Source organism: Aliidiomarina indica, from assembly GCF_015354615.1.
GTDB lineage: Bacteria > Pseudomonadota > Gammaproteobacteria > Enterobacterales > Alteromonadaceae > Aliidiomarina > Aliidiomarina indica.
Genome location: NZ_JACAVQ010000001.1, coordinates 558,308 through 582,110, shown reverse-complemented (window position 1 = coordinate 582,110; position 23,803 = coordinate 558,308). Strand labels below are relative to the sequence as shown.

At 48.6% G+C, this 23,803-nt stretch carries 24 protein-coding genes and 1 tRNA gene; 15 read left to right on the top strand and 10 right to left on the bottom strand.

Annotated elements, in window-relative coordinates; all coding sequences use genetic code 11:
• Positions 1-31: 31 nt before the first annotated feature.
• A complete protein-coding gene (locus HXZ99_RS02635) occupies positions 32-256 on the bottom strand; it encodes a YejL family protein (protein WP_194755707.1) in 225 nt (74 codons plus the stop codon).
• Between the two features lie 73 nt (positions 257-329).
• Here HXZ99_RS02635 and yejK point away from each other — a divergent pair, with 73 nt between their 5' ends.
• Positions 330-1,391, top strand: a complete 1,062-nt coding sequence (gene yejK / locus HXZ99_RS02630; protein ID WP_194755706.1) for a nucleoid-associated protein YejK — start codon at positions 330-332, stop codon at positions 1,389-1,391.
• A gap of 95 nt (positions 1,392-1,486) precedes the next feature.
• Here yejK and cspD read toward each other — a convergent pair whose 3' ends face one another.
• Positions 1,487-1,708 carry a cold shock domain-containing protein CspD gene (gene cspD / locus HXZ99_RS02625; protein ID WP_194755705.1) on the bottom strand — a complete coding sequence of 74 codons (222 nt, stop codon included), beginning with the start codon at positions 1,706-1,708 and terminating at the stop codon, positions 1,487-1,489.
• A 262-nt stretch (positions 1,709-1,970) separates the two neighbouring features.
• Here cspD and clpS point away from each other — a divergent pair, with 262 nt between their 5' ends.
• On the top strand, positions 1,971-2,288 hold the full coding sequence (gene clpS, locus HXZ99_RS02620) for an ATP-dependent Clp protease adapter ClpS (protein ID WP_194755704.1): 318 nt from the start codon (positions 1,971-1,973) through the stop codon (positions 2,286-2,288).
• 22 nt (positions 2,289-2,310) lie between these two features.
• Complete coding sequence (gene clpA / locus HXZ99_RS02615; protein WP_194755703.1) at positions 2,311-4,569, top strand: ATP-dependent Clp protease ATP-binding subunit ClpA; 2,259 nt, start codon at positions 2,311-2,313, stop codon at positions 4,567-4,569.
• A gap of 127 nt (positions 4,570-4,696) precedes the next feature.
• Here the strand turns inward: clpA and infA are convergent, their stop codons facing one another.
• From infA to ald, 4 genes are all read right to left on the bottom strand, one after another.
• The gene (gene infA, locus HXZ99_RS02610) at positions 4,697-4,915 is read right to left on the bottom strand and encodes a translation initiation factor IF-1 (protein WP_194755702.1); all 219 of its coding nucleotides are present in this window, start codon (positions 4,913-4,915) and stop codon (positions 4,697-4,699) included.
• A 58-nt stretch (positions 4,916-4,973) separates the two neighbouring features.
• Positions 4,974-5,708 (bottom strand): leucyl/phenylalanyl-tRNA--protein transferase, encoded by a 735-nt coding sequence (aat, locus tag HXZ99_RS02605; RefSeq protein ID WP_194755701.1) that lies wholly within the window; start codon positions 5,706-5,708, stop codon positions 4,974-4,976.
• A 48-nt stretch (positions 5,709-5,756) separates the two neighbouring features.
• Positions 5,757-6,710, bottom strand: a complete 954-nt coding sequence (gene trxB, locus HXZ99_RS02600; RefSeq protein ID WP_194755700.1) for a thioredoxin-disulfide reductase — start codon at positions 6,708-6,710, stop codon at positions 5,757-5,759.
• Positions 6,711-6,842: 132 nt separating this feature from the next.
• Positions 6,843-7,970, bottom strand: a complete 1,128-nt coding sequence (gene ald / locus HXZ99_RS02595) for an alanine dehydrogenase (RefSeq protein WP_194755699.1) — start codon at positions 7,968-7,970, stop codon at positions 6,843-6,845.
• Between the two features lie 186 nt (positions 7,971-8,156).
• Here ald and lrp point away from each other — a divergent pair, with 186 nt between their 5' ends.
• The 7 genes from lrp to serS all read left to right on the top strand — a co-directional run bounded on the left by lrp (position 8,157) and on the right by serS (position 15,677).
• Positions 8,157-8,636: a leucine-responsive transcriptional regulator Lrp gene (gene lrp / locus HXZ99_RS02590; protein ID WP_194755698.1), complete on the top strand. Its 480-nt coding sequence runs from the start codon at positions 8,157-8,159 to the stop codon at positions 8,634-8,636.
• A gap of 183 nt (positions 8,637-8,819) precedes the next feature.
• Positions 8,820-11,381: a DNA translocase FtsK gene (locus tag HXZ99_RS02585; protein WP_194755697.1), complete on the top strand. Its 2,562-nt coding sequence runs from the start codon at positions 8,820-8,822 to the stop codon at positions 11,379-11,381.
• A gap of 55 nt (positions 11,382-11,436) precedes the next feature.
• Positions 11,437-12,120, top strand: coding sequence for an outer membrane lipoprotein chaperone LolA (gene lolA / locus HXZ99_RS02580; protein WP_194755696.1), 684 nt, complete (start codon positions 11,437-11,439; stop codon positions 12,118-12,120).
• Positions 12,121-12,147: 27 nt separating this feature from the next.
• Positions 12,148-13,473 carry a replication-associated recombination protein A gene (locus HXZ99_RS02575; RefSeq protein ID WP_228517510.1) on the top strand — a complete coding sequence of 442 codons (1,326 nt, stop codon included), beginning with the start codon at positions 12,148-12,150 and terminating at the stop codon, positions 13,471-13,473.
• Entirely contained in the window at positions 13,470-13,877 is a 408-nt protein-coding gene (locus tag HXZ99_RS02570; protein ID WP_194755695.1) for a fluoride efflux transporter FluC, read from the top strand. The genes HXZ99_RS02575 and HXZ99_RS02570 overlap by 4 nt, the downstream gene beginning before the upstream one ends.
• Positions 13,870-14,343, top strand: a complete 474-nt coding sequence (locus HXZ99_RS02565; protein WP_194755694.1) for a fluoride efflux transporter FluC — start codon at positions 13,870-13,872, stop codon at positions 14,341-14,343. The genes HXZ99_RS02570 and HXZ99_RS02565 overlap by 8 nt, the downstream gene beginning before the upstream one ends.
• Before the next feature lie 32 nt (positions 14,344-14,375).
• Positions 14,376-15,677, top strand: a complete 1,302-nt coding sequence (gene serS, locus HXZ99_RS02560; RefSeq protein WP_194755693.1) for a serine--tRNA ligase — start codon at positions 14,376-14,378, stop codon at positions 15,675-15,677.
• A gap of 1 nt (position 15,678) precedes the next feature.
• Here the strand turns inward: serS and HXZ99_RS02555 are convergent, their stop codons facing one another.
• The 4 genes from HXZ99_RS02555 to HXZ99_RS02540 all read right to left on the bottom strand — a co-directional run bounded on the left by HXZ99_RS02555 (position 15,679) and on the right by HXZ99_RS02540 (position 17,548).
• On the bottom strand, positions 15,679-16,008 hold the full coding sequence (locus tag HXZ99_RS02555) for a TusE/DsrC/DsvC family sulfur relay protein (RefSeq protein WP_194755692.1): 330 nt from the start codon (positions 16,006-16,008) through the stop codon (positions 15,679-15,681).
• Between the two features lie 6 nt (positions 16,009-16,014).
• Positions 16,015-16,377 carry a DsrE family protein gene (locus HXZ99_RS02550; protein WP_194755691.1) on the bottom strand — a complete coding sequence of 121 codons (363 nt, stop codon included), beginning with the start codon at positions 16,375-16,377 and terminating at the stop codon, positions 16,015-16,017.
• A gap of 8 nt (positions 16,378-16,385) precedes the next feature.
• Positions 16,386-16,766: a DsrE family protein gene (locus HXZ99_RS02545; RefSeq protein WP_194755690.1), complete on the bottom strand. Its 381-nt coding sequence runs from the start codon at positions 16,764-16,766 to the stop codon at positions 16,386-16,388.
• Between the two features lie 116 nt (positions 16,767-16,882).
• Positions 16,883-17,548, bottom strand: a complete 666-nt coding sequence (locus HXZ99_RS02540; RefSeq protein ID WP_194755689.1) for a Bax inhibitor-1/YccA family protein — start codon at positions 17,546-17,548, stop codon at positions 16,883-16,885.
• A 285-nt stretch (positions 17,549-17,833) separates the two neighbouring features.
• On the opposite strand from HXZ99_RS02540, the gene HXZ99_RS02535 reads away from it, so the two are divergent.
• From HXZ99_RS02535 to uvrC, 5 genes are all read left to right on the top strand, one after another.
• A tRNA-Ser gene (locus tag HXZ99_RS02535) sits at positions 17,834-17,925 on the top strand.
• A 165-nt stretch (positions 17,926-18,090) separates the two neighbouring features.
• Positions 18,091-19,410, top strand: coding sequence for a DUF2868 domain-containing protein (locus HXZ99_RS02530; protein WP_194755688.1), 1,320 nt, complete (start codon positions 18,091-18,093; stop codon positions 19,408-19,410).
• Positions 19,403-20,803 (top strand): GTPase/DUF3482 domain-containing protein, encoded by a 1,401-nt coding sequence (locus HXZ99_RS02525; RefSeq protein ID WP_194755687.1) that lies wholly within the window; start codon positions 19,403-19,405, stop codon positions 20,801-20,803. Before HXZ99_RS02530 ends, HXZ99_RS02525 begins: the two co-directional genes overlap by 8 nt.
• 321 nt (positions 20,804-21,124) lie before the next feature.
• Positions 21,125-21,862 carry a LuxR C-terminal-related transcriptional regulator gene (locus tag HXZ99_RS02520; RefSeq protein WP_194755686.1) on the top strand — a complete coding sequence of 246 codons (738 nt, stop codon included), beginning with the start codon at positions 21,125-21,127 and terminating at the stop codon, positions 21,860-21,862.
• A gap of 82 nt (positions 21,863-21,944) precedes the next feature.
• Positions 21,945-23,780 carry an excinuclease ABC subunit UvrC gene (gene uvrC / locus HXZ99_RS02515; protein WP_194755685.1) on the top strand — a complete coding sequence of 612 codons (1,836 nt, stop codon included), beginning with the start codon at positions 21,945-21,947 and terminating at the stop codon, positions 23,778-23,780.
• Positions 23,781-23,803: the final 23 nt, after the last annotated feature.

The following is a 23,803-nucleotide window of genomic DNA, read 5'->3' as shown; positions in this document are numbered from 1 at the left end:
GATTCCAAGCCTGTGCTTATTGTTAGAGTAATCAGGAACCTTGTTGTGTCACTGACTGTAGCAGAATTTGACCGAATTGTCGGGCCACTGCTTCACGTTTTTCCGGGGCCACGTGCGTATTAAGAATATGGGTGGCTACATTACCAAGGGTCATTAGGGCTAAATCCTGCGGTGCTTCATCGGTAGCGAGGATTTCAAGGATTGTATCCATCAGACGTTCTTGGCGGGCGACGTCATATTTTGAAATGATTGGCATTCGGCTCTCTCTTGCAACGTGATAAACTAAACGCAGTTTATCATAAATCAGATAGTTGCATAGCGAGAGGCCCATGAATCTGACGGTTACAGCGAGTATTGTTCACCATGTTTACCAAGATCCCGACGGGAAGTTTGGCTTAAGATTTTCCCCTGCAGCCCTGAATGTTGATGCTGAAGTGACAACCTTGCTGCAGGAGTTAAATGAGGTATATAACGCCAAACCCGCGAAAGGCTACGCCAGTTTTGTTGGCATGGATGAGCTGCAAAACGAGGGCGATGGTGAATCGGCGGAAGCGATCCCGGAGCCATTATTCGTAAAGCTTTTGGATGACTGGCTGCATGAAAATACATCGTTTGTAGATTTTTCAAAAGAAGTGGCAAACCTGCTTCAAGAAGAACTAACAAAATACGCATTTACTGATTCAGGTTTCTTGTTGCTTGCTGATTATGAGCATAGCGGCGACCGCTTTTTGGTGGTGAGCTTTTTGCCCGTTCGCGAAGGGGTGATGGTACAGCCAGATTTAAGTGTGCATAAATCGGCCCAGCTCGATATCACGAAAATTCAGCTAGCGGCGCGGATTAACCTTACCGAATATCAAGCCAAGATGGGCGATAGCTATTATGTGTCCTTTATAAAAGGTCGTGCCGGACGCAAAGTGAGCGAGTTCTTCCTTGATTTTCTTGGCTGTAAAGAGCGGGTAAATTCGAAAGCAAGCACGCGCCACTTGGTGGATACGGTGCAAGCCTTCGTTAAAGAATCGGAATTGGAAGATGATTCTGCCCATTCAGTCCGGCGTGAGGTATATGATTACTGCGGCGAGCGTTGGCAGCAGGGTGAGCATGTCAGTATGGATGAGTTGGATACGCGCCTGAGTGAAAAAGGCTCACCATCGATTAAGCGTTTCACCGAAAGTAAAGGCGTGGAGTTACCCGAACAGTTTCCAGCAGATCGGGCAAGTCTGCGGCAGTTAATTAAATTTCAAGGCCAAGGCGGGGGCTTGAGCGTAGCGTTTGATCAGAACATGTTTGGTCAGCGGGTTAGCTACGACGCCGATACAGACACTCTCACCATTAAGGGGACACCGCCAAACCTGCGGGATCAGTTACGTCGTTATCTTGGCTACAACGATTGATAGGCTGAACAATTGATATAAAAAATGCCAGCATGTGCTGGCATTTTGTGATTTGTCTACCGAGAAGGAAGACAAAGCAGAGCGGTAAGCCGTGGTTACGACTTAGTCTCTGATACGTGCGGAACAATTTGAGTTGCGTGCAACCCTTTCGGGCCTTCTTCTAGCTCAAAGTCGACTTCCTGGCCTGCTTTTAAGGTGCGGTAGCCTTCCATTTGAATCGTTGAATAGTGCGCGAAAATGTCACCACTCCGATCAGTCGACTCAATAAATCCAAAACCTTTCGAGTTATTGAACCATTTGACTTTACCGGTAGCCATACTTCTACTTCCTTCTTGCATGTGAGATGTTATTTTAGTCTTTTAAGCGCCTGTTATTATTGTTGGGGCGCAGACGGTTTCGGTCAGCCTTGAAATTCGGCCATAGCGGAACCACTTCTTAATGTAGATAAGACTAAAAAATAGTCAAGCGCGGAAAGTTAATTTGATTACATTTTTTTAACGTTGTTATCGGTAAAAGCGTGAAATTGCGCTTCCACTTGCTAGAATTCTGGCTATAGTTAATAAGGTACAGATAAGATTTATGTCGAAGTACAGTGATTCCATTCCTGAGCACCACCTTGCCGATGAGACGGATATTCATCTGCAACCACCGCGTATGTATTCGGTGATGCTCAATAATGATGATTACACCCCCATGGATTTTGTGATCGAGGTGTTAATTCGTTTCTTTCGTCTTGATCAGGAAAAGGCAACAAATGTTATGTTGCAAGTCCACGAGCAGGGAAAAGCCGTATGTGGCGTATATTCTGCAGAAATAGCAGAAACGAAGGTGGTTCAGGTTAATCAATATGCCCGCGAACACCAGCATCCGCTGCTCTGCACTATGGAGCAAGCATGATTTGTGAAGTAAGGAGAGTTGTATGCTGAACAAAGCACTCGAGATTTCATTGAATGATGCGTTTCGTCTGGCACGCGAGCGTCAGCATGAACTCATGACAGTGGAACATCTATTAGTTGCCTTACTCGATAATCCGGAAGCGTCAGAAGCGCTGCGCGCTTGTGGGGTGAATTTTTCTTCGCTCAAAGATGAACTGGTAAAATATATTGAGCGCAGCACGCCAAAATTTGATACCGATGAGCATAATGACACCCAGCCAACACTCGGCTTTCAACGGGTTCTTCAGCGCGCGGTGTTCCACGTGCAATCGTCGGGCAACTCTGAAGTAACCGGCGCTAATGTGTTAGTGGCGATTTTCAGTGAGCAAGAATCGCAAGCGGTATATTTACTGAACAAACATGAAGTAACTCGGCTCGATGTGGTTAATTTCATCTCTCACGGCATCTCTCGGGTTGAGGAAGAGAAAGCGCAACCTGCAGAGAATCCAGAAAGTGATGGTGACGATCAAGAAGCCAGTTACTTGGCACGTTTTTGTGTCAACCTTAATGCGCGAGCAAAACAGGGCAAAATTGATCCCTTAATTGGCCGTGATGCGGAGCTTGAACGCTGCGTTCAGGTGCTTTGTCGCCGCCGCAAAAATAATCCGTTACTCGTGGGTGAAGCGGGGGTGGGGAAAACAGCCATTGCTGAGGGTTTGGCCTATCGCATTATTAAAGATGAAGTGCCGGAAGTTATATCCGACGCGGTTATCTTTAGTTTAGATATGGGCGGATTGCTCGCGGGTACCAAATATCGAGGCGATTTCGAAAAACGCTTTAAGGCCTTGCTGAAGGAAGTAAGCAAGCATCCCCATGCGATTTTATTTATTGATGAGATCCACACCATTGTCGGTGCTGGGGCGGCTTCAGGCGGCGTTATGGACGCCTCAAACCTGTTAAAACCGCTGTTATCAAGCGGTGATCTTAAGTGCATCGGTTCTACCACCTATCAAGAATTTAAAAACATCTTTGAGAAAGATCGGGCCTTAGTGCGCCGTTTTCAGAAGATTGATGTAACCGAACCTACCGTTGAAGATACCACCCGTATTTTAATGGGACTGCGCGAAAGGTATGAAGCGCATCACGGCATTCGTTACACCCAGCCGGCGATTCGTGCGGCAGCGGAGTTAGCGGCAAAGTACATTAACGAACGCCATTTACCCGATAAAGCGATTGATGTTTTAGATGAGGCGGGGGCAAGTCAACGCCTGTTGCCACCATCAAAGCGAAAGAAGACCGTCGGCGTGGCCGATATCGAAGCAATTATCGCGCGAATCGCACGCGTACCCGCGCAATCGGTTTCACGCAATGACCAAAGTATGTTGAAGCAATTGGACCGCAACCTAAAAATGGTGGTGTTTGGTCAGGACTCTGCGATTGATAGCCTAGTGTCAGCCATTCGGTTATCACGCTCGGGTTTAGGCGGTGAACATCAACCGGTGGGTTCGTTTTTATTCGCAGGTCCTACGGGTGTTGGGAAAACCGAGGTCACCCAGCAATTAGCCAAAGCAATGGGTGTGGAATTGCTCCGTTTTGATATGTCCGAATATATGGAACGTCATGCGGTAAGCCGTTTGATCGGTGCGCCTCCCGGATATGTAGGCTATGAGCAAGGTGGTTTGCTTACAGAAGCGGTGATTAAACACCCTTACAGTGTTGTACTGCTCGATGAAATTGAAAAAGCCCACAGTGATATCTTCAATATATTATTGCAGGTTATGGATAACGGCACCTTAACCGATAATAACGGACGTAAGGCCGATTTTCGTAACGTGGTATTGGTGATGACCACCAATGCGGGTGTGCGGGAAACGGAGCGTCAGTCGATTGGTTTCCAAGAGCAGGATCACAAATTTGATGCGCTGTCGGAGATCAATAAAATATTTACCCCAGAATTCCGCAACCGCCTTGACGGTATTATTTGGTTTAATCATCTGAATACCGACATTATCATGCAGGTTGTGGATAAGTTTATCTGCGAGCTACAAGCGCAATTGGATAAGAAGGGTGTGTCTTTAGAAGTGTCAAAAGCAGCACTTGCCTGGCTCGCTGAGAAGGGCTATGACCGGGCCATGGGCGCGCGACCTATGACACGCATCATTCAAGAACATCTAAAGAAACCGCTCGCCAATGAAATTTTGTTCGGGAAATTAAGCCAAGGTGGCAATGTATTGACCGAATTAAACGAGGCGGGTGATGAACTCACCTTTGTTTACGACAATGCCAGCGAGGCCATTAGCTAACACAGCCGATGGTCTTGGCTATCTAAACGAGCCAAGGTTCAATAACTAACACGCAAAAAGCCCAGCTCTTGAAAGCTGGGCTTTTATTTGTCTTTGTGACTTTAATTGGCGTGAACCGTGGGCTCGATTACCGCGAGCGAAATACGATACGTCCCTTGCTTAAATCGTAAGGGGTTAGCTGAACGGTGACTTTATCGCCAGTCAGAATTCGAATGTAATTTTTACGCATTTTTCCAGAAATATGCGCAGTAACCACGTGCCCGTTTTCTAGTTCAACGCGAAACATGGTGTTTGGCAGGGTATCAAGGATCGTGCCCTGCATTTCAATGCTATCTTCTTTCGCCATTAAATCCTCTGTCTTTTTTGGTCTGGCTAATTCTAAAGCGCGGCGATTTTACCGCTTTTTAACAAGGAATGCCAACATCTGAGAAATTCAATTTCTGCGGTTGTAAAATTTTAGCAGGAATTTGCACAAAATCCTCACGTAAATAGCTAACGTAATCTTCGCGATGGACGTGTTGTGCGCCCAAGCTTTCGAGATGGTCATTCATGATTTGGCAATCGATCAAACGCAAGCCGTGAGGCCACAATGCTTGGATAAGTGCCACTAAAGCCAATTTCGATGCATTCGGTTGCAAGGAAAACATGCTCTCTCCTGCAAACACGCTGCCGACAAGAATACCGTATAAGCCACCGATCAGCTGGCCGTTTTGCCATACCTCAACGGAATGGGCATGTCCTTGCTGGTGTAGCTGAATATAAGCCTGACACATCTGTGGGGTAATCCACGTGCCGTTGTCAGGGCCTCGCGGTACCGATGCACACAGATGTATTACCTCTGCAAAATTGTTATTTAACGTGACCTGATAATCACATTTCTTGAGAAACTTACGAAAGCTACGATTACAGCGCATTTGCTCAGGCAAAAGTACCGCACGCACGACCGGGTTCCACCAAAGCAAGGGATCGCCTTCCGAGAACCATGGGAAAACACCCTGTTTGTAAGCGTTGAGTATGCGCTGTGCTGACAAACAACCACCCTGCGCAATGAGCCCGCCATGGCGGTCGCCTGCTGCGTGGGGCGCGGGGAAGGGGGAAAAGGGGTCCGCATTAAGTTCAGGAATATCGGTGAGGTTCATAACCGGTTCCGACAAAAAAATGGCCTGCAATAGCAGGCCATCATTTGCTTACTTAACGATAGCATCAAGGAAACGCTCGGCATCGAGCGCTGCCATACATCCGGTGCCTGCTGATGTGATGGCTTGACGATAGATATGGTCACTGACATCACCGGCAGCGAATACGCCGGGGATAGAGGTTTGCGTGGCATTGCCGTTTAAACCCGTTTGCACCTTGATGTAACCATTTTCCATATTCAGTTGGCCTTCAAACATCTGCGTGTTTGGACTATGACCAATGGCAATAAAGACGCCTTGCAGTTCAAGGTTCTCAGTGCTGCCGTCACGGGCATCTTTAATGCGAATACCGGTTACGCCCATATTGTCGCCGAGCACTTCATCTAAGGTTTTGTGCAAGTGTAAAATAATTTTACCTTCTTTGGCTTTTGCCATCATGCGATCGATCAAGATCTTCTCTGCGCGGAAAGTATCCCGACGATGAATTACATGAACTTCTTCCGCAATGTTCGACAGATATAGGGCTTCTTCGACAGCAGTATTCCCGCCACCGACAACACAAACTTTCTGACCGCGGTAGAAGAACCCGTCGCAGGTTGCACAGGCGCTTACGCCTTTGCCTTTAAATGCATCTTCAGAAGGTAGGCCTAAATACTTAGCCGATGCGCCTGTGGCAATGATAAGGGCGTCACAGGTGTACTCTTTTTCACCTTTTAAGCGGAAAGGGCGCTCGGAAAGCTCTACCGAGTTAATGTGGTCGAACAGAATTTCGGTATTGAAACGCTCAGCGTGTTGTTGCATGCGCACCATTAAGTCTGGGCCGGTTAACCCTTCTGGATCGCCTGGCCAGTTTTCAACATCGGTGGTGGTTGTTAATTGACCACCTTGCTGCATGCCAGTTACTAGCACAGGATTTAGGTTAGCACGGGCGGCGTAAACTGCGGCGGTATAGCCGGCAGGGCCTGAGCCAAGAATTAAAAGTTTAGAATGCTTTACTTCAGCCATGGAACAACGACTCCGGTGTTTGCTGGCCTGCTTACAGCACAGGCAATAATTTTAAGAATAAATAAGGACCGCTATTGTAGGGAGTTGTTACAAATGCGTAAAGAGCCGGCGTATGCCGGCTCTCTGGTTTACCTAGATTTTAATCGCAGAAAGTGGCTCGAGATACTCAAGGCCAAGTTTCGCGCCTAGATCATCGTGCACTGCCTTATAGGTGATATAGCCTTTGTGCATGTTCAAACCATTGCGCAGGTTTGCGTCATTTTCTAACGCAGTAAGGCCTTTATTTGCCAGCGCCAAACCATGAGGCAGGGTGGCGTTGTTTAAGGCAATCGTCGATGTGCGCGCAACACCGCCTGGCATGTTAGCTACACAGTAATGAACTACTTCATCCACAATGTAGGTTGGATCTTGATGTGTTGTTGCCTTTGAGGTTTCAAAACAGCCCCCCTGATCGATGGCAACATCTACGAGAACCGAACCTGGCTTCATGTTTTTGATGTGTTCACGGGTGAGTAGTTTTGGAGCAGCAGCACCAGGAATAAGCACAGCACCTACAACCAAATCCGCTTCACGTGAATAGAGGTCAATGGCATCAACTGTTGAGTAAACGGTTTTCACGCGACCGCCAAAGATATCGTCCAGTTCACGTAAGCGAGGTAAAGAGCGATCCAAAATAGTCACATTTGCGCCCATACCAATAGCCATTTTGGCCGCTTGGGTACCTACAACACCACCCCCGATAATCAACACTTTGCCTGGAGCAACGCCTGGCACGCCGCCAAGTAACGTACCCGAGCCGCCATTCGCTTTTTCCAAATGATGGGCGCCCGCTTGAATTGACATACGACCCGCAACTTCGCTCATGGGTGCGAGCAATGGCAAACCACCGCGGTTGTCAGTCACAGTTTCATAAGCAATCGCAGTTACGCCAGCTTCCGCCAATAAGCGCGTTTGCTCAGGATCAGGTGCAAGGTGCAGGTAGGTGTAAAGGATTTGACCTTCACGTAACATCTTGCACTCGTTCGGCTGGGGCTCTTTTACCTTCACGATCATATCCGCTGTTGCGAAAATTTCTTCTGGTGTATCGATAATGCGCGCGCCAGCAGCTTCATAGTCTTCATTGGTAAACCCAATGGCCACACCGCCATCGCGCTGAACCATTACGTCATGACCGTGTTCAACATATTCACGGACTGCCGCAGGTGATAAGCCGATACGGTATTCATGGTTTTTAATTTCTTTAGGTACACCAATCAACATAAGAAAACGCCTCTTGAGCTTAAGAAAAGGGCGTATGTGGTGTGATTAAACGCGCACATGCCCTTGGTAAAATTTGGGCAAAGTATAACGCAGGGAGAACTGGCGTGACTTACTTTTTTTGCGTGATAATTTAGATAAAGATGCTAAAATAATCGCACAATACAGTTTTAAATTCTGGTTTTTGGAATGAGTAAAGAAAAAGTCACTATTGATAGAATCGACCGGAAGATTCTGCGCATTTTACAAGAGCGAGGGCGTATATCGAATGTTGCGCTGGCGCGAGAGGTTGGCTTAAGCCCGACACCATGTCTAGAACGAGTGCGTAAGCTTGAGCGTGATGGCGTGATTAAAGGCTACAATGCCCGTATCGACCCAGATAAGCTAGGGACGCCGTTACTTGTATTTGTCGAGATCACTCTGAGTAAGACCTCGTCTGATGTTTTTGCCGAGTTTAGTGATGCTGCCCGCAAAACCGAAGAGATACTGGAGTGTCACTTAGTCTCTGGCGACTTCGATTTTCTGTTAAAAGCCCGAGTGGCGGATATGGCTGCCTACCGCAAGTTGTTGGGAGAGACACTGCTAAACATGCCGGGGGTAAATGAATCGCGAACCTATGTGGTGATGGAAGCAGTGAAACAAGAAAATAAAGTAGTGATTAAAGGCTGAATTCAGTAGGAAATTAGTTACAATCAGATTTATGCTTGTTTCGTTGCGCCCTGGGTAAACCGTAAAAATAGCGGAAATCCAGTTACATTGGCGATTGAATACGATAAAAACAAAGGTCAAAACGGCATAGCATCAGGCCGTGCCGAGTCCGATTGAAAGACAACAATAAAGATACGGAGCACTATGACAGGCGTACAGCGATTACTGGAAACCGGCTTGATTCTGTGCGGTGCGTTAGCAATCTTCTTGCTGACCGCATTACTGACACATAGTCCGGCAGATCCCGGTTGGTCACAAACCGGTCATACACAAGACATTCAGAATGCAGCCGGAGCAATTGGCGCTTGGTTTGCCGACATTCTGTTGTTTGCCCTCGGTATTATGGCCTACAGCATGCCTTTTGTTGTGGCTGGCTTTGGTTATGTGATGTTCCACCGGCCACGCCAATTATTAAGTCTTGATTATTTAAGCCTTGGCTTGCGCTTGATCGGGATCTTACTGTTTCTGGCAGGAAGCACCGGACTTGCCACGTTAAATCTGTCGAGCATTGAATTTTACTCTGCTGGCGGCTTAGTTGGCGACGTGATTACTGGCGCCATGCTGCCTTACTTTAGTTTGATTGGCACCACCTTAATTCTGCTGACCTTTGTGTTGACAGGGATTACCTTAGTCACTGGGTTATCATGGTTTGTACTTATTGATCGTATCGGCGCATATACCATTGCTACCGTTACCTGGTTTTTCCAAACCATCAAAGGATGGTTTTCAGGGTCCGACAAACCAGCGGCTGCAAAATCAGCGGTTACCGATAATCGTAAGGCGCAAAAGCAACTTAGCTCAAATCAAGAGCGCGCTCATAGCGACGATGACGCCGATGAGGATGCGGATGATGACGACGTGCGTCATAAGCCAAGCTTTTGGTCGCGACTCGGTTCCGGTATTGCTGGATTATTCTTTCTTGGAAAAAGCAAAGAAGGAAAGGCAGAACGGTCTGAGGCCACAGACGATGCAGACGATTGGGATGATTTGCCACTTGGCCGCGAGCCGATGCAATCTGAGCCCGAAGATCTGCCGTCGATATCGACCCGCACTGAGCCTGATATTGACGAAGATGCGCTGTGGGAAGATATCGATGATGACGTACCCTTTACGCCTGATCAGCCAGCAACGCCGAAAAAGCCAGCAGCTTCAACTGTGGCACCGAAACAGTTTGCCAAGAAAACAACGGCAAGTAGTGCCGAGGAACGCCCAGAGTGGGTATCCGAGCTGCCTTCCATAGCATTGCTGGATCGGGCCAACCGTACCACCAACCCAATTAGCCAGGAAGAGCTCGACCAAGTAAGCCGGACGGTAGAATCGGTGCTCAAAGATTTCGGTGTCGATGTGCAAGTGGCAGGAGTACAACCTGGACCTGTGGTTACCCGGTTCGAGCTGGATTTAGCCCCAGGGGTAAAAGTCAGTAAAATTTCGAATTTGTCTAAGGATATTGCGCGCTCACTGTCGGCGATTGCGGTCCGGGTTGTCGAAGTGATTCCGGGTAAATCGTATGTTGGATTGGAGTTACCGAATAAAAATCGGGAGATCGTGCGCTTAAGTGAAGTGCTTGAGAGTGAGAGTTTCGCTAAATCAGGATCGCCGTTATCCATGGTGTTGGGTAAGGATATCGCCGGAAAGCCGGTTACCGTTGATTTAGCGAAAATGCCACACTTGTTGGTCGCAGGTACGACCGGTTCAGGGAAATCGGTGGGTATTAACGTCATGATTCTCAGTATGCTGTATAAATCCCAGCCTGAAGACGTACGCATGATTATGATCGACCCGAAAATGCTCGAACTCTCCGTGTACGATGGCATTCCTCATCTATTAACTGAAGTAGTGACCGATATGAAAGATGCGGCGAACGCGTTGCGTTGGTGCGTCGGTGAGATGGAACGTCGCTACAAGCTGATGTCGGCCTTAGGAGTGCGTAACTTAAAAGGTTATAACCAGAAAGTAGCAGAAGCCGCTGCGAGTGGGGAACCTCTCAAAGATCCTATCTGGAAGCCAGGAGATAGTATGGATGAGTTTCCACCGGAGTTGGAAAAGCTTCCTTACATAGTCGTGGTGGTGGATGAGCTCGCTGACATGATGATGATTGTCGGCAAGAAAGTGGAAGAGTTGATTGCACGCATTGCCCAAAAAGCGCGGGCAGCGGGGATTCATTTAATTCTTGCTACACAACGGCCTTCGGTTGATGTGATTACAGGCTTGATAAAGGCCAATATTCCGACTCGGATTTCATTTCAAGTGTCATCCAAGATTGATTCGCGCACCATTCTTGATCAAAGCGGTGCTGAGCACTTGCTTGGACAAGGGGATATGCTCTATATGCCGCCGGGTTCAGGCGTGCCTGTGCGTATCCACGGCGCCTTTGTTGACGATCATGAAGTGCATGCGGTGGTGGGCGATTGGAAGGCCCGTGGTCGCCCCAACTATATCGATGAAATTCTTAGTGGCGATCAAGGGGAAGAAGGTTTGTTACCGGGGGAGTCAGGAGACCCGGATGGCGAGTCTGATCCTTTATATGACGAAGCGGTAGCCTTTGTGACGGAAACACGCCGAGTATCGGTATCTAGCGTCCAGCGAAAATTTAGGATTGGTTACAATCGTGCTGCACGCATTGTCGAACAAATGGAACATTCTGGTGTCGTATCTGCAGCAGGACACAACGGTGCGAGAGAAGTAATCGCACCGAAACCATCGTAGCCAACGCAACACGTTGGTGATAGCGATAGACAACGAAATTAAAACCGAGGGATTTATGGCGTACATCGGGAATTCATGGGTGTTGAAGCGCCTATGGCTGATCACTGTTCCAGCACTCTTATTGCTACAAACTGCAACTGCGGACACCGCCACAGAGGATCCGAAAAGGGCGTTGCAGGCGAAGCTTGCGAATTTAAATACCTTCCAAGGTGAGTTCATTCAAGAAGTGTACGATGGTGATGAATTGATTCAAGAAGGCACCGGTTATTTCTACTTGGAGCGTCCAGCAAAGCTGCGTTGGGTTACAGATGCACCCGATGAATCGACACTGGTTGCCGACGGTGAAACACTTTGGTATTACAATCCCTTTATTGAACAAGTCACCCTGTTTCGCCAATCTGAAGCGATGCAAGCCAATCCGCTGTTATTACTGCTCGATGCAGAACAGGCAAACTGGGATGCGTTTTCGGTAAGTTATGACGGCAAGAAGCTCTGGACCGTGGAAGATAGCGATAAAGCTGCTGCAGGCATGGGAAGCGTTCTTCATTTGGCGTTTTTGGATGCGGTCAGTGATGACCCAGCGGTTCAAGATATGCTTTATAAACTAATTCTGGAAGATGGGCACGGCCAGCGCAGCGTATTTAGTTTACAGGATATGCAAAAAAATCAACCGCTGCCGGCACAAGCGTTTATTTTTTCCATCCCAGAGGGCACTGACATTGACGATCAACGGGACTAATTAGCACCAGTGCGACAAATTGATTTTATGAGTGATGCATCCCCCGCACTCGACAGTATGCCGTTAGCGGCGCGTATGCGCCCGCGTCATATTAGCGAGTACATTGGCCAAAGCCACATCCTCGGCCCTGATAAACCCCTGCGTATTGCAGTGGAGCAGGGCCAGCTCCATTCGATGATTCTATGGGGCCCGCCGGGCACCGGAAAAACCACCTTAGCTGAACTTTTTGCCCGTTCTGCAGATGCTCATGTGAGTCGACTTTCTGCGGTAACATCAGGCGTGAAAGATATTCGCGCCGCCATCGATGAAGCAAAGCAGCGACGGCCTGTTCAACGTACCTTGCTGTTTGTTGATGAAGTTCACCGGTTTAATAAGAGTCAGCAAGACGCATTTTTACCCTATATCGAAGATGGCACGATTCTGTTTGTTGGAGCGACCACGGAAAACCCCGGTTTCGCATTAAATAATGCGCTATTAAGTCGTGCCCGAGTGTACCGCTTAACGCCTTTAAGCGAGCAAGAGTTAGCGCACATCATGCAGCAAGCGCTGACCGATAGGGAAAGAGGACTGGCAGACCGTGACCTCATGCTCTCGGAAGACGCCCAAGCATATTTGCTGCGCAGCGCCGAAGGAGATGCGCGCCGTTTACTCAACTACTTAGAAATCGCGGCCGACTTTGCGACACCTGATCAGCCGTTATCGGCGGCGAAACTCGCTGAAATTGTAGGTGAGAAGGGCACTGCTTTTGATCGCCAGGGTGATCTTTATTACGATTTGCTGTCTGCCTTTCATAAATCAGTGCGCGGCTCCTCGCCGGATGGTGCATTGTACTGGTATTGTCGTATTCTTGCGGGCGGGGGCGATCCCTTGATTGTCGCGCGGCGTTTGCTGGCAATTGCCTCGGAAGACATTGGCAATGCGGATCCACGGGCCCTTGAGATTGCCTTAAACGCATGGGATACCTTTCAACGAGTGGGGCCAGCTGAGGGTGAGCGGGCGATAGCACAAGCCACCATCTATTGCGCCTGCGCCGCCAAAAGTAATGCGGTCTATAGTGCATTTAATCAAATGCTTGCGCTGGCTAAAGACGGGCCCTCCTATCCGGTACCTGAACATCTTCGTAATGCGCCCACCAAAGTACATAAAGAGGAAGGTTTCGGCGCTGAATATCAGTATGCCCACAATCATCCGAATGCCTATGTGGCCGGTGAAACCTATTTACCCCCAGAGCTAGCGAACGAACGCTACTATCAACCTGCAGAGCGCGGCTTAGAAAGCAAAATCAAAGAAAAGCTAGAGCGGTTAAACGCGCTTGATCAAGCAAGTAACTGGCGTCGCGGGGAAGAGTCATGAGCTTAGTGGCGCTATGGCTGCTCGTTGCGATAGGGGGTTCCCTTGGTGCGCTCTTACGTTTTTGGCTAAGTCGCTTTAGTGCCTGGCGCTGGGGAACGGCGATTCCTGCGACATTAACGGTAAATGTTGTGGGGAGTATCATACTCGGCATTGGCTTGGCCATATCCAGTTATTACCAGAGCATGCCCTGTGGCGACAATGAGATAAATTGGTCTAGTTACGCCATGTTAGAGCTCGGGTTTGTCGGGGGATTTACTACTTTTTCTGCGTTTGCAGTTGAGCTTCGTGGCCTTGTGCCAACCTATTGGGTTCGAGCATTGTTGTACATGTTGGCAAGTGTGCTGGGCAGCGTTGCAGGTTTGATTATCGGCTATATCGTCGGTGGAACGGTGATGTATGGATAAGTCGTTGCGCCGCATACTCGTGCTTTCAGGCGCAGTGATGGTCGGTGGCGCCCTTGGCGCGGTATGTCGCGTACTTATCGCTTCGGCGATTCATGGCCAGGGCTTGGATTTCACCACGATCCAGATGCAAGGAAATTTCCCTTTTGCGACACTGATCGTTAACATAGTAGGCAGTTTCGGATTAGGACTCATCGTGGGTCTGTATGCAAGTCAATCGCAACGGTCAGAAAACGCGCGAGAAACCTGGTTGATCGTCATGGGAGCGGGGTTTTTCGGCTCGTTTACAACCTTTTCCGCGTTTACCTATGAGCTTGTCAATCTTTGGTCATGGCACGAGCACGCCTATGCTATATCAAATCAGGCACTGGTTGTTGTGAGTGGCCTTACACACTTGGCAGGTGGGTTATTTGCGGCGAGTATGGGGTTTGTCGTGGCGATGAAATGGCGCCTATCCGGTGGCGAATAACTTTTTGTTGTAACTTATAGAGAGAATCGTTCATGTTAGACGCGAAACATTTTCGTGAAGGGATTGAAGAAACTGCGGCGCAGCTGCAGAAACGTGGTTTTCAACTCGATGTTGACGCTGTGAATGCACTTGAAGCTAAGCGCAAGGACGTCCAAGTACGCACAGAGTCGCTGCAAAGTGAACGTAATTCCCGCTCTAAATCAATCGGCCAAGCGAAAGCTCGGGGCGAAGATATTGCACCACTTCTGGCGGAAGTAGGTAGCTTAGGTGATCAGCTTGAAGCAGCGAAGGAAGAATTGGCTGAAATTCAGCATGGATTACAAAGCCTGATTGCTGGGGTGCCCAATATTCCTGATGCCAGCGTACCTGCAGGGGCAGATGAAAACGAAAATGTGGAAGTCAGTCGCTTTGGTCAGCCGCCGCAGTTTGATTTTGACGTAAAAGATCATGTGGATGTGGCTGAAGGACTCAATCGCGGCTTAGATTTCGAAGCTGCCGCAAAGTTAACCGGTGCACGTTTTGTCGTGATGAAAGGCGGCATTGCGCGTTTGAATCGCGCGATTGCCCAATTTATGTTGGATTTGCACACGGATCAACATGGTTACTCGGAAACCTATGTGCCGTATCTGGTAAACCATGACAGTTTGTTTGGTACCGGTCAGTTGCCTAAGTTTGGCAAAGACTTATTTCATGTGGAAGGTGAAAGCCAGGACGCAGTGGCGCTTTCTTTGATTCCAACGGCAGAAGTACCGTTAACCAATCTCGCCCGAGATGAAATTCTGGACGAGGCGGAATTGCCCCTAAAATTAACGGCGTTCACCCCCTGTTTTCGCAGTGAGGCCGGCTCTCATGGGCGGGATACCCGTGGCTTAATTCGTCAGCATCAGTTCGACAAAGTTGAATTGGTGCAACTGGTTAAGCCCGAGGACTCCATGGACGCGTTAGAAGCGTTAACCAGCCATGCGGAGAAAGTATTGCAACTTCTTGAGTTACCTTATCGGAAAATGCTCTTATGCACGGGCGATATGGGCTTCGGTGCCTGCAAGACATACGATTTAGAAGTCTGGTTGCCGGCCCAGAACACATATCGCGAAATCAGCTCCTGTTCTAATATGGGCGATTTCCAGGCCCGCCGTATGCAAGCGCGTTTTCGCCGAAAAGGCGCGAAAAAGCCAGAGCTGTTGCACACATTGAACGGATCAGGATTGGCTGTGGGCCGCACTTTGGTTGCAATTCTTGAGAATTATCAGCAAGCCGACGGCTCAGTAGTGGTACCCGAGGTGCTACGTCCATATATGGGCGGCCTGGACAAGCTTACCGCAACAGCAAAGTAAGTTAGATACACTTGGCCGGTTTGGGTAAGCCAGCAATGCGAGTGGCTTGTTTGGCCGGCCCTTTAGGGAACAGTTTGTATAGATAACGACTGTTCCCTTTCTCTTCTCCTAATGACTTTCCAACCGCTTTGACGAGAATACGCATGGCGGGGCTAGTGTCGTACGTTTGATAAAAATCTCTCACGAAATGGACAACTTCCCAGTGGGCGGGTGTCATCTCGATCCCTTCAAGCTCAGCGATATGCGCTGCTAATTGCGGATTCCAATCATCCAGATTGAGCAGATAATTATGCTTATCGGTTGCGTACTGCTTGCCATTAAATTCAATCATAAATACTTAATTGTGCTGTTGAGGCTCGCGCCCAAAACTTATGCGATGTTTGCTGTCGCGATGTAACAACGCATCCACTTCGCTTGCAGAGAGAATTGTGACCGGCACCCGTAGGTGGTTCTCGCTTAACCCGGCATTGGTCAGTGAATCTTGTGTGGTGTAAAAGCGCTCAAACTCAAAAAGATTTGGGAGTAAACCGATTTTTTTGAGCGGATCCGGCTGGTTGACAGGTTCCACTAATTGCCAAATACCTTCACCGACAAAGAGCGCGCTACTCGGCTGCTCTAAAGTCACCAACATAAGTAACATATCTAAACCATGGCGGGCGCTTGGGTGATGTGGACGCTCATTAAAAATTAACGTGATCATAATCGCCCTTAATACTGATGGAGCTGGTCAGCATTGCTGAGCTGCTCTACAAACTCAGCTAAACCACCTGCAACAAAGCCTGCAGCGAGATTTCCTATAGGCGGGGGCTCGGCGCGGACGCCATACTGCATGCCTGCTGTGCTGCAAACTACCAAAGGCACCTTGTTGTTACGGGAGAATGCGCGCCACGCTCCTTGTAAGTTCAACAATCCCGATGGGAACTCTAGATGTTCATTTGCATAAAGGGTGCCTGGGCCGTAAAAAAACACCTGACGAATGATGTAACCATCATTCATAAAGCTCTGAGCGTCCTGCAACGCACGCTCGCCCGGCTCGTAATAATCTGGACCAGAGTAGATCATCAGTACTAAAGAGGGCGCTTGGGCCATGACTATCCTTATACCTTTGTGCGAAAGCCAATAAATAAGAGTAGGGAAGAGTATAACGAAAAACGCCCCATAGAGTCATCTATGGGGCGTTTTGATTGTTCAATGCAAGGTTGTGCTTAGTCGTCGCCACCTGCAAAAGCCATCAGTAAGTTAATCAGGCTGAGGAAGATGTTGTAGAGCGATACGAATAAGGTCACAGTCGCGAGAATGTAATTACGTTCACCGCCGTTGACGATAGCGCTGGTCTGCATCAGGATAGCGCCTGAAGAGAACAGGATGAACAGTGCGCTTAACGCGAGATGGAATGCAGGAAGCTGCAGGAATAGATTGGCGACAAAACCAACCACGATCACTACAAACCCAGCGACCATCATGCCACCTAAGAATGACATATCTTTCTTCGTGGTTAAGATATAGGCAGACAGGGCAAAGAATATCGCTGCAGTACCGCCCATCGCTAACATGATGATGTCACTACCACCGGCAGCCACGACCATATTTAGAATAGGGCCAATGGTGTAACCCATAAAGCCGGTAAGCGCGAAAACCATAACTAGACCCATCGCGCTGTTTGCAGTTTTGTGAACCGCAAATAAAAGGCCATAAAACCCCACCAAGGTAATGAGTATGCCAGGGTGTGGCAGGTTCATCATCCCGGTCATGGCAGCGACTAACGCACTAAATGCCAAAGTGAGGGCAAGCAGTGAGTAGGTGTTGCGCAGTACCTTATTGACTTCGATACTGGTATCGCGACGCGCTGTTTGTACAGTTGGGTTATGCATCGTTATCGTTCTCCCGGTTAATTAACTTCTTAGCCCGTATTCTACACGCTTTTGCAATAAAAGCGTGCGCGAATGCAAAACTTAGAACGTTGAATTTTATAATGGTTCTACTATACCTCAGGATATGGGGGCTATTTCAATAAAATTCGATGATTCCTTACCCTATCTTGAGTGCGAGCGGCTAATTTTGCAGCAAACGAACCAAATTGTTACATTTTTTGCTTTACAAGCGGAATCCCGATCTTTATCATTCGCCTCGTTCTACACAAGAACACGCAACAATTTGGAGAGGTGGCAGAGCTCGGTTTAATGCACCTGACTTGAAATCAGGCGTAGGTTCATCCCTACCGGGGGTTCGAATCCCTCCCTCTCCGCCAAATTCGAAAAGCCCGCATCCTTGATGCGGGCTTTTTTCGTTCTACCGCCTAGGCATGGTGAAAACCTTCAAGCAGTGATAATTTAACCACATAGAGAAAGCATCAAATAGCCATGAGGGAGCGATTGCGTGCAAGGATTTAATTTTATACTGACAGGGCCAACCTATGCAGCAATTTGATTCGATGCGTAACGCGTTAACCACCGAAGTGATGCGTTTGCATGAGCTGCGCGCCCATGAAAGGGGGGAGCCAGCTATTGATGATCACGATGCGGTTGCTCAAGCCCAGCAGCATGATGAATTGCATCAACAAATTGACGAACGCGCCCGTATTTTAGCCGACCCCTTAGGATACCCAGTACTGATCGCGCGCATGTTTGCTTCTTTGCGCATGGTCGCTGCGATTATGGTTCTATTTATGTTCTTAGCGGGAGTAGGGTTAGCGGGACGATTGTTAGCAGGCAGTTCGATAAATTTATTTACCCTGATTATTTTAATGATCGGCCTTAACTGGTTGATGTTGCTCATCTGGCTGATCGCCGCTGCGCGTCAAATTTACCGCGGTTCTAACGAAGCGGCAGGCGTGGGATCTTGGTTGTTTCATATCGGGTCATGGTTGAAACGAGATAAGCCCATTGCCATCGTGATTGAAGGCTTTATTCATACCCTAATTTACGGCCGTATGAGCTTTGCCTATTTCAGTCGCTTCACCCATGGCCTTTGGTTTGTCTTTAGCCTGGGTACGCTGCTATGCACTTATGTGCTGCTTATTTCAAAAGGCTATAGCTTTCATTGGGAAACCACGATTTTATCGAGCGACGTTCAAAGGGCCTTGCTTGGGATATTCGCTTGGATGCCGGAGTTACTTGGCGTAAGTCGGCCTGTGTTCGTAGAAGGGGTCGCCATCACGGATCGCCAAAGCATAGGGATCTGGTTGTTGGCGGTGATTGCATTATACAGTGTCTTACCACGCTTCTTGTTGTGGTGGGGCAGCGCGCTTCTTTTGCGAGCGCGGGTTAAGAAATTGCAGACGGACCCGCAGCGGGTAGGTTTAAGCCATTTAGCGCAGCGTTTACGTCAGCGCGCGACGGTGGTTGTTGATCCTGCACCGGATCACATCGCGCATCCGGTTGCTGGGCGTCAGGCTCAATTTGAGTCAGTGGATGCGGTTGTGTCTTTAGACCACGCGACAGCGGCCGATAAACTGCAACAGCACGACAACTATTGGGGTGTTATCGATAGCGTAGAGACTAAACGACAATTTCTGGGGCATATCACTGGGATTGGGGCAAAACACGTTTGCATCCGTGTGGATAGCGCCATTAGCCCCGATAGAGGAAGCCTGCGCACGCTTACCGATATTGCCAATGCGACATCTATCCATGTGGCACTTGTTTTGCAAAACCGTGCGCCCGAACGCATTGAGGCGTGGCGAGAAGCGCTACGTGAAAGCAATATTCCATTCGAGGAAGTAAGTGATGAGTAGTTATGAGCAGGAGCGCCCACTGCAAATCGCCGTTGTTGGTCATACCAACACCGGTAAAACCTCGTTATTGCGTACGTTATTGCAAGACGTTGGCTTCGGCCATATTTCTGATCGGCCGGCAACCACTCGCGATGTTCGCGCTGCAACGATTAGCAGCCAAGGTAAACCCTTGATTACGTTGTTTGACACCCCTGGACTGGAAGATGGGATGGGGTTGTTTGCTTGGCTGGAAGAACATGTGCAGGGGGTGAGCAAACATGATGGCCCTAGCAGAATCAAACATTTCTTAGAAAGTGCAGAAGCAGGACAGGAATTTGAGCAAGAAGCCAAAGTACTTCGGCAGTTGCTTGTCAGCGATGCCGCTTTCTATGTCGTGGATGTGCGGGATCCCGTGCTCAATAAGTATTTGGATGAGCTTGCGGTGTTGCGCTTGTGTGGCCGACCCATTGTTCCTGTGTTGAATTTTACCGCGGCGGCAGCGCATCATACGGATGCCTGGCAAGCGGCGTTTGCTCAGGTCAATCTGCATGGCTGGGTTTCGTTTGATACCGTATCACCGCCTGAGCATGGTGAAACCCAACTGTACGACCACCTCGTAGCTGTTTTACCGCAAGCACGATCCGCATTGAAGGTGTTAACCCAAGAACGGACACGGGAGCGAGAACAACGGGAATTGGCGGCCCTGCGTTGGCTTGCAGAGCTAATTATTGATGTTGCTGCAGCTCAGAAGCAGGTAAACAGCGCCTTAGCCTCTGAGGTGGAAAGAGCGACAACTGAATTGCAACGACGCGTTGTACGTCACGAGCAAAGCTGCCTGTTGCATGTATTGCAGATATACGGATTTCGTTCAGATGACGCCCGCTTAGCGGACGTGCCAGTGCGGGCAGGTCAATGGCAAGACGATTTATTCCATCCTGATTCGCTAAAAGAGTTTGGTATTGAGGCGAGTAAAGGCATTGTGGCCGGGGGCACGGCAGGAGCCGGGTTAGATATTATGACGGGCGGCTTGTCGCTCGGTGCCGGTACCTTGATTGGCGCAGCCGCAGGCGGAATTTGGCAAGGGTGGCAACGCTATGGGCAGCCGATACAGAATAAACTCCAGGGCTATGTTGTGATTCGCATTGAAAACTCCGTGCTCGAACTATTGGCAAAACGACAACTAGGCTTAATTAAAGCGCTGCAACGGCGTGGACATGCTGCAGTAGAACCAATTTCCACAGCGGAGTTGACCGACTTATTTCCTGAGCAGGCATTTCAAGCCTTAGTGAAAACCGCGCGTAAACATCCACGCTGGAGTGCATTACCGGGGATGCAATTCCAAGATTCGTTAGAACGGCAACGGGCGATCGATTTGTTTATCCATAGTACACTTCAGGAAACGGCAGGTGGTTAAAAAATAACCATTTGTTTCTGCCGGTTCTCTTCGTTTTATTCTGTAATTGATTGATTTGGCGGAATTTAATGATAAGTCATTTGCGTACGTCGGCGGCTGTGAAACCCCTATAATATAAGCGATTCGATGATTGCTCTTATATCGTTAAGTATATGCGGTTTGTCGTAGTTCCCCATTAAGATCCCCACACTCGATGTGAATTCAAGTTGAATTAGGCTTGCACATATTCCCGTGCATAAGCGATTAATATGGTCCGTTGTTTACAGGAGGTACAACGGAGGAGTGAAGTATACAACCATGATTAGACTAAGGATGGATATCATGAGCGACATTATTCTCGCTTTACGGTCTCGGATTCGACAAGCTGGATTACTTAGCGAACTGAGTAAATTACGCCATAACGTGGTGACTGCCAGTCATCATCGCAATGATCTATTAAACGCTGCGCAACCTTACACAGTGCCGGTCCTGATATTTGATGAGGGGAACGCCGATGTGTCATTACGGGCGCTTGCACGGAGCTTAAAGCAACAACATAAGCGCTTTCGTATTCTGGCATGGTGCGACAATCTCAGCCATGCCATGGATTTACGTTTACATGAAAAAGCCATCGATGGTTTTTTGCTATCCCACAGCGAAATTGATGAGATTGAGAAAGCGGTACGAACAGTGACTATGGGATCCACGTATGTACCGTCGTTGCTTAACGAGGCAACCAAGCGTTACCGCAAGCTGAACGAGATACATCCTCTGTTCAGTGGCCTCAGTCGGCGTGAGAGTCAAATATTCCAATTGATCGCAACCGGCCTTACGGTACCGGAAATTGCCACGCGGTTATTTATTTCACGGAAAACTGTAAATACGTTTCGTTATCGATTGTTTCGTAAGCTCCATGTTGAAGGGGATGTGCAACTGGCGCACCTGGCCTATCAACACGGTTTACTCACACCGTCATTGCTAAAACGGCTTGCGATGTATCCACAACCACCACAACCGCTTGTTACGGAACGGGTTGCTCAATTAGTTGCGGATACAACAAGCCAGGACTATCAGCCATAAGGCCGCGCACTGCAAGACAATTGTTTGGTGGTCTGGTACTCTTATTCTATGACTCATAGGATAAAGCAGACTCCATTTTTGCATGGCTTCTCAATTAAAACCGACACCGTTTAACGCGTCTGAATTTCTGCAAAACCTGACACATCAACCGGGTGTGTATCGTATGTACGATGACGCCGGTGACGTTATTTACGTGGGAAAAGCGAAAGATTTGCGGAAACGGGTGGGGAGCTATTTTCGAAGCCAAGTAGATTCGGTAAAAACCCAAGCGTTAGTGAAGCAAATCGCAAGAATTGAAGTGACTGTAACCAATAGCGAAGCGGAAGCTTTGATTTTGGAAAATAGCTTTATTAAAAAATATCGTCCTCGTTACAACGTGCTTTTGCGGGACGATAAATCCTATCCCTATATTTTTATTTCCGATCATCAACATCCACGTATCGCTTTTCACCGCGGGGTGCGCAGGGAGAAGGGTGAATACTTTGGCCCATTTCCAAACGGGACGGCGGTGCGAGAAAGCTTACGATTGCTGCAGAAACTCTTCCCGGTGCGTCAGTGCGATGATAGTTACTACCGTGCGCGCAGTCGTCCGTGTTTGCAGCATCAGATGAAGCGCTGCTTGGCTCCCTGTGTCAATTTGCCCAGTGACGAAGCCTATATGGAGCAAGTACGCCTTGCCAAGCTGTTCTTACGGGGAAAGAACAATGAGGTCGTGGAGCAACTGATCGCTGCTATGGAAAGCGCAAGCGCTGGGCTAGAGTTCGAGCGCGCAGCGCAGCTCCGTGATCAAATCGGGGCGTTACGGGCGGTGCAAGAGCGGAATGCGGTCAGTGGTAGTCATCATGAAATGGATGTCATTGGCTTGTATCGTGAATCGGGCTTCACCTGTATTCACATGTTGTCGATACGACAGAACGCGGTGCAGGGCAGCCGTAACTACTTTCCGAAGGTACCGCAACATACCCAAGATTCAGAAATTATTGAATCCTTCCTATTGCAGTATTATCTCAACCGTCAACACGGCCAGCGTTCTCCAGCGGAAATAGTGGTTCCAGACAGCCTTGAAAACCGCAGTCAATTTAACGAACAGCTAAAAAGTGTGTCTGATTCGAATGTACGGGTATTGCAACCAAAGCGCGGCGAGCGCTATCAGTACCGAGCGCTCGCAACAAAGAATGCAATGAATGCGGTGCAATCGAAATTGGGCACCCAGTCAACCATGCAAAGTAGGTTGCAGGCCTTATATCGATTACTCGAGCGTAATGAACCGGTGATGCGTATTGAGTGTTTCGATATCTCGCACACCATGGGTGATCAGACGGTCGCTTCCTGTGTTGTATTTAATCAAGAAGGCCCGAATAAGTCAGAATATCGCCGCTATAATATAGAAGGTATCGTCGGTGGTGATGATTACGCGGCGATGGCACAAGCGCTCTCTCGACGTTATAAACAGGCCATTGAGCGCGACAACGTGCCGGATGTGCTTTTGATTGATGGCGGCAAAGGGCAATTAACCCAAGCCGAAGCATACTTCCAAGATTGGCCACACCCACCCATTTTGTTAGGTGTGGCTAAGGGCGAAAGTCGCAAACCTGGGTTAGAGACCTTAATCTTTGGTTTCAGTCGGCGCACCGTGCAATTACCTGCGGATGACGCCGGTTTGCACTTAATTCAACATATTCGGGATGAAGCACATCGCTTCGCGATTACCGGACATCGACAACGTCGAGCAAAAGTAAAGAAAACCTCGACTCTGGAAGAAATTCCAGCGGTAGGCGCGAAACGTCGGCAAAATTTATTAAAATATCTTGGTGGATTACAGCAGGTGAAAAGCGCTAGTATAGAGCAGCTTGCCAATGTTCCTGGAATCAGTCGTTCCTTGGCGGAAACTATCTATTATGCGCTTCGTGATGAATAACATTGTCGCAGCTGCTCAATCCT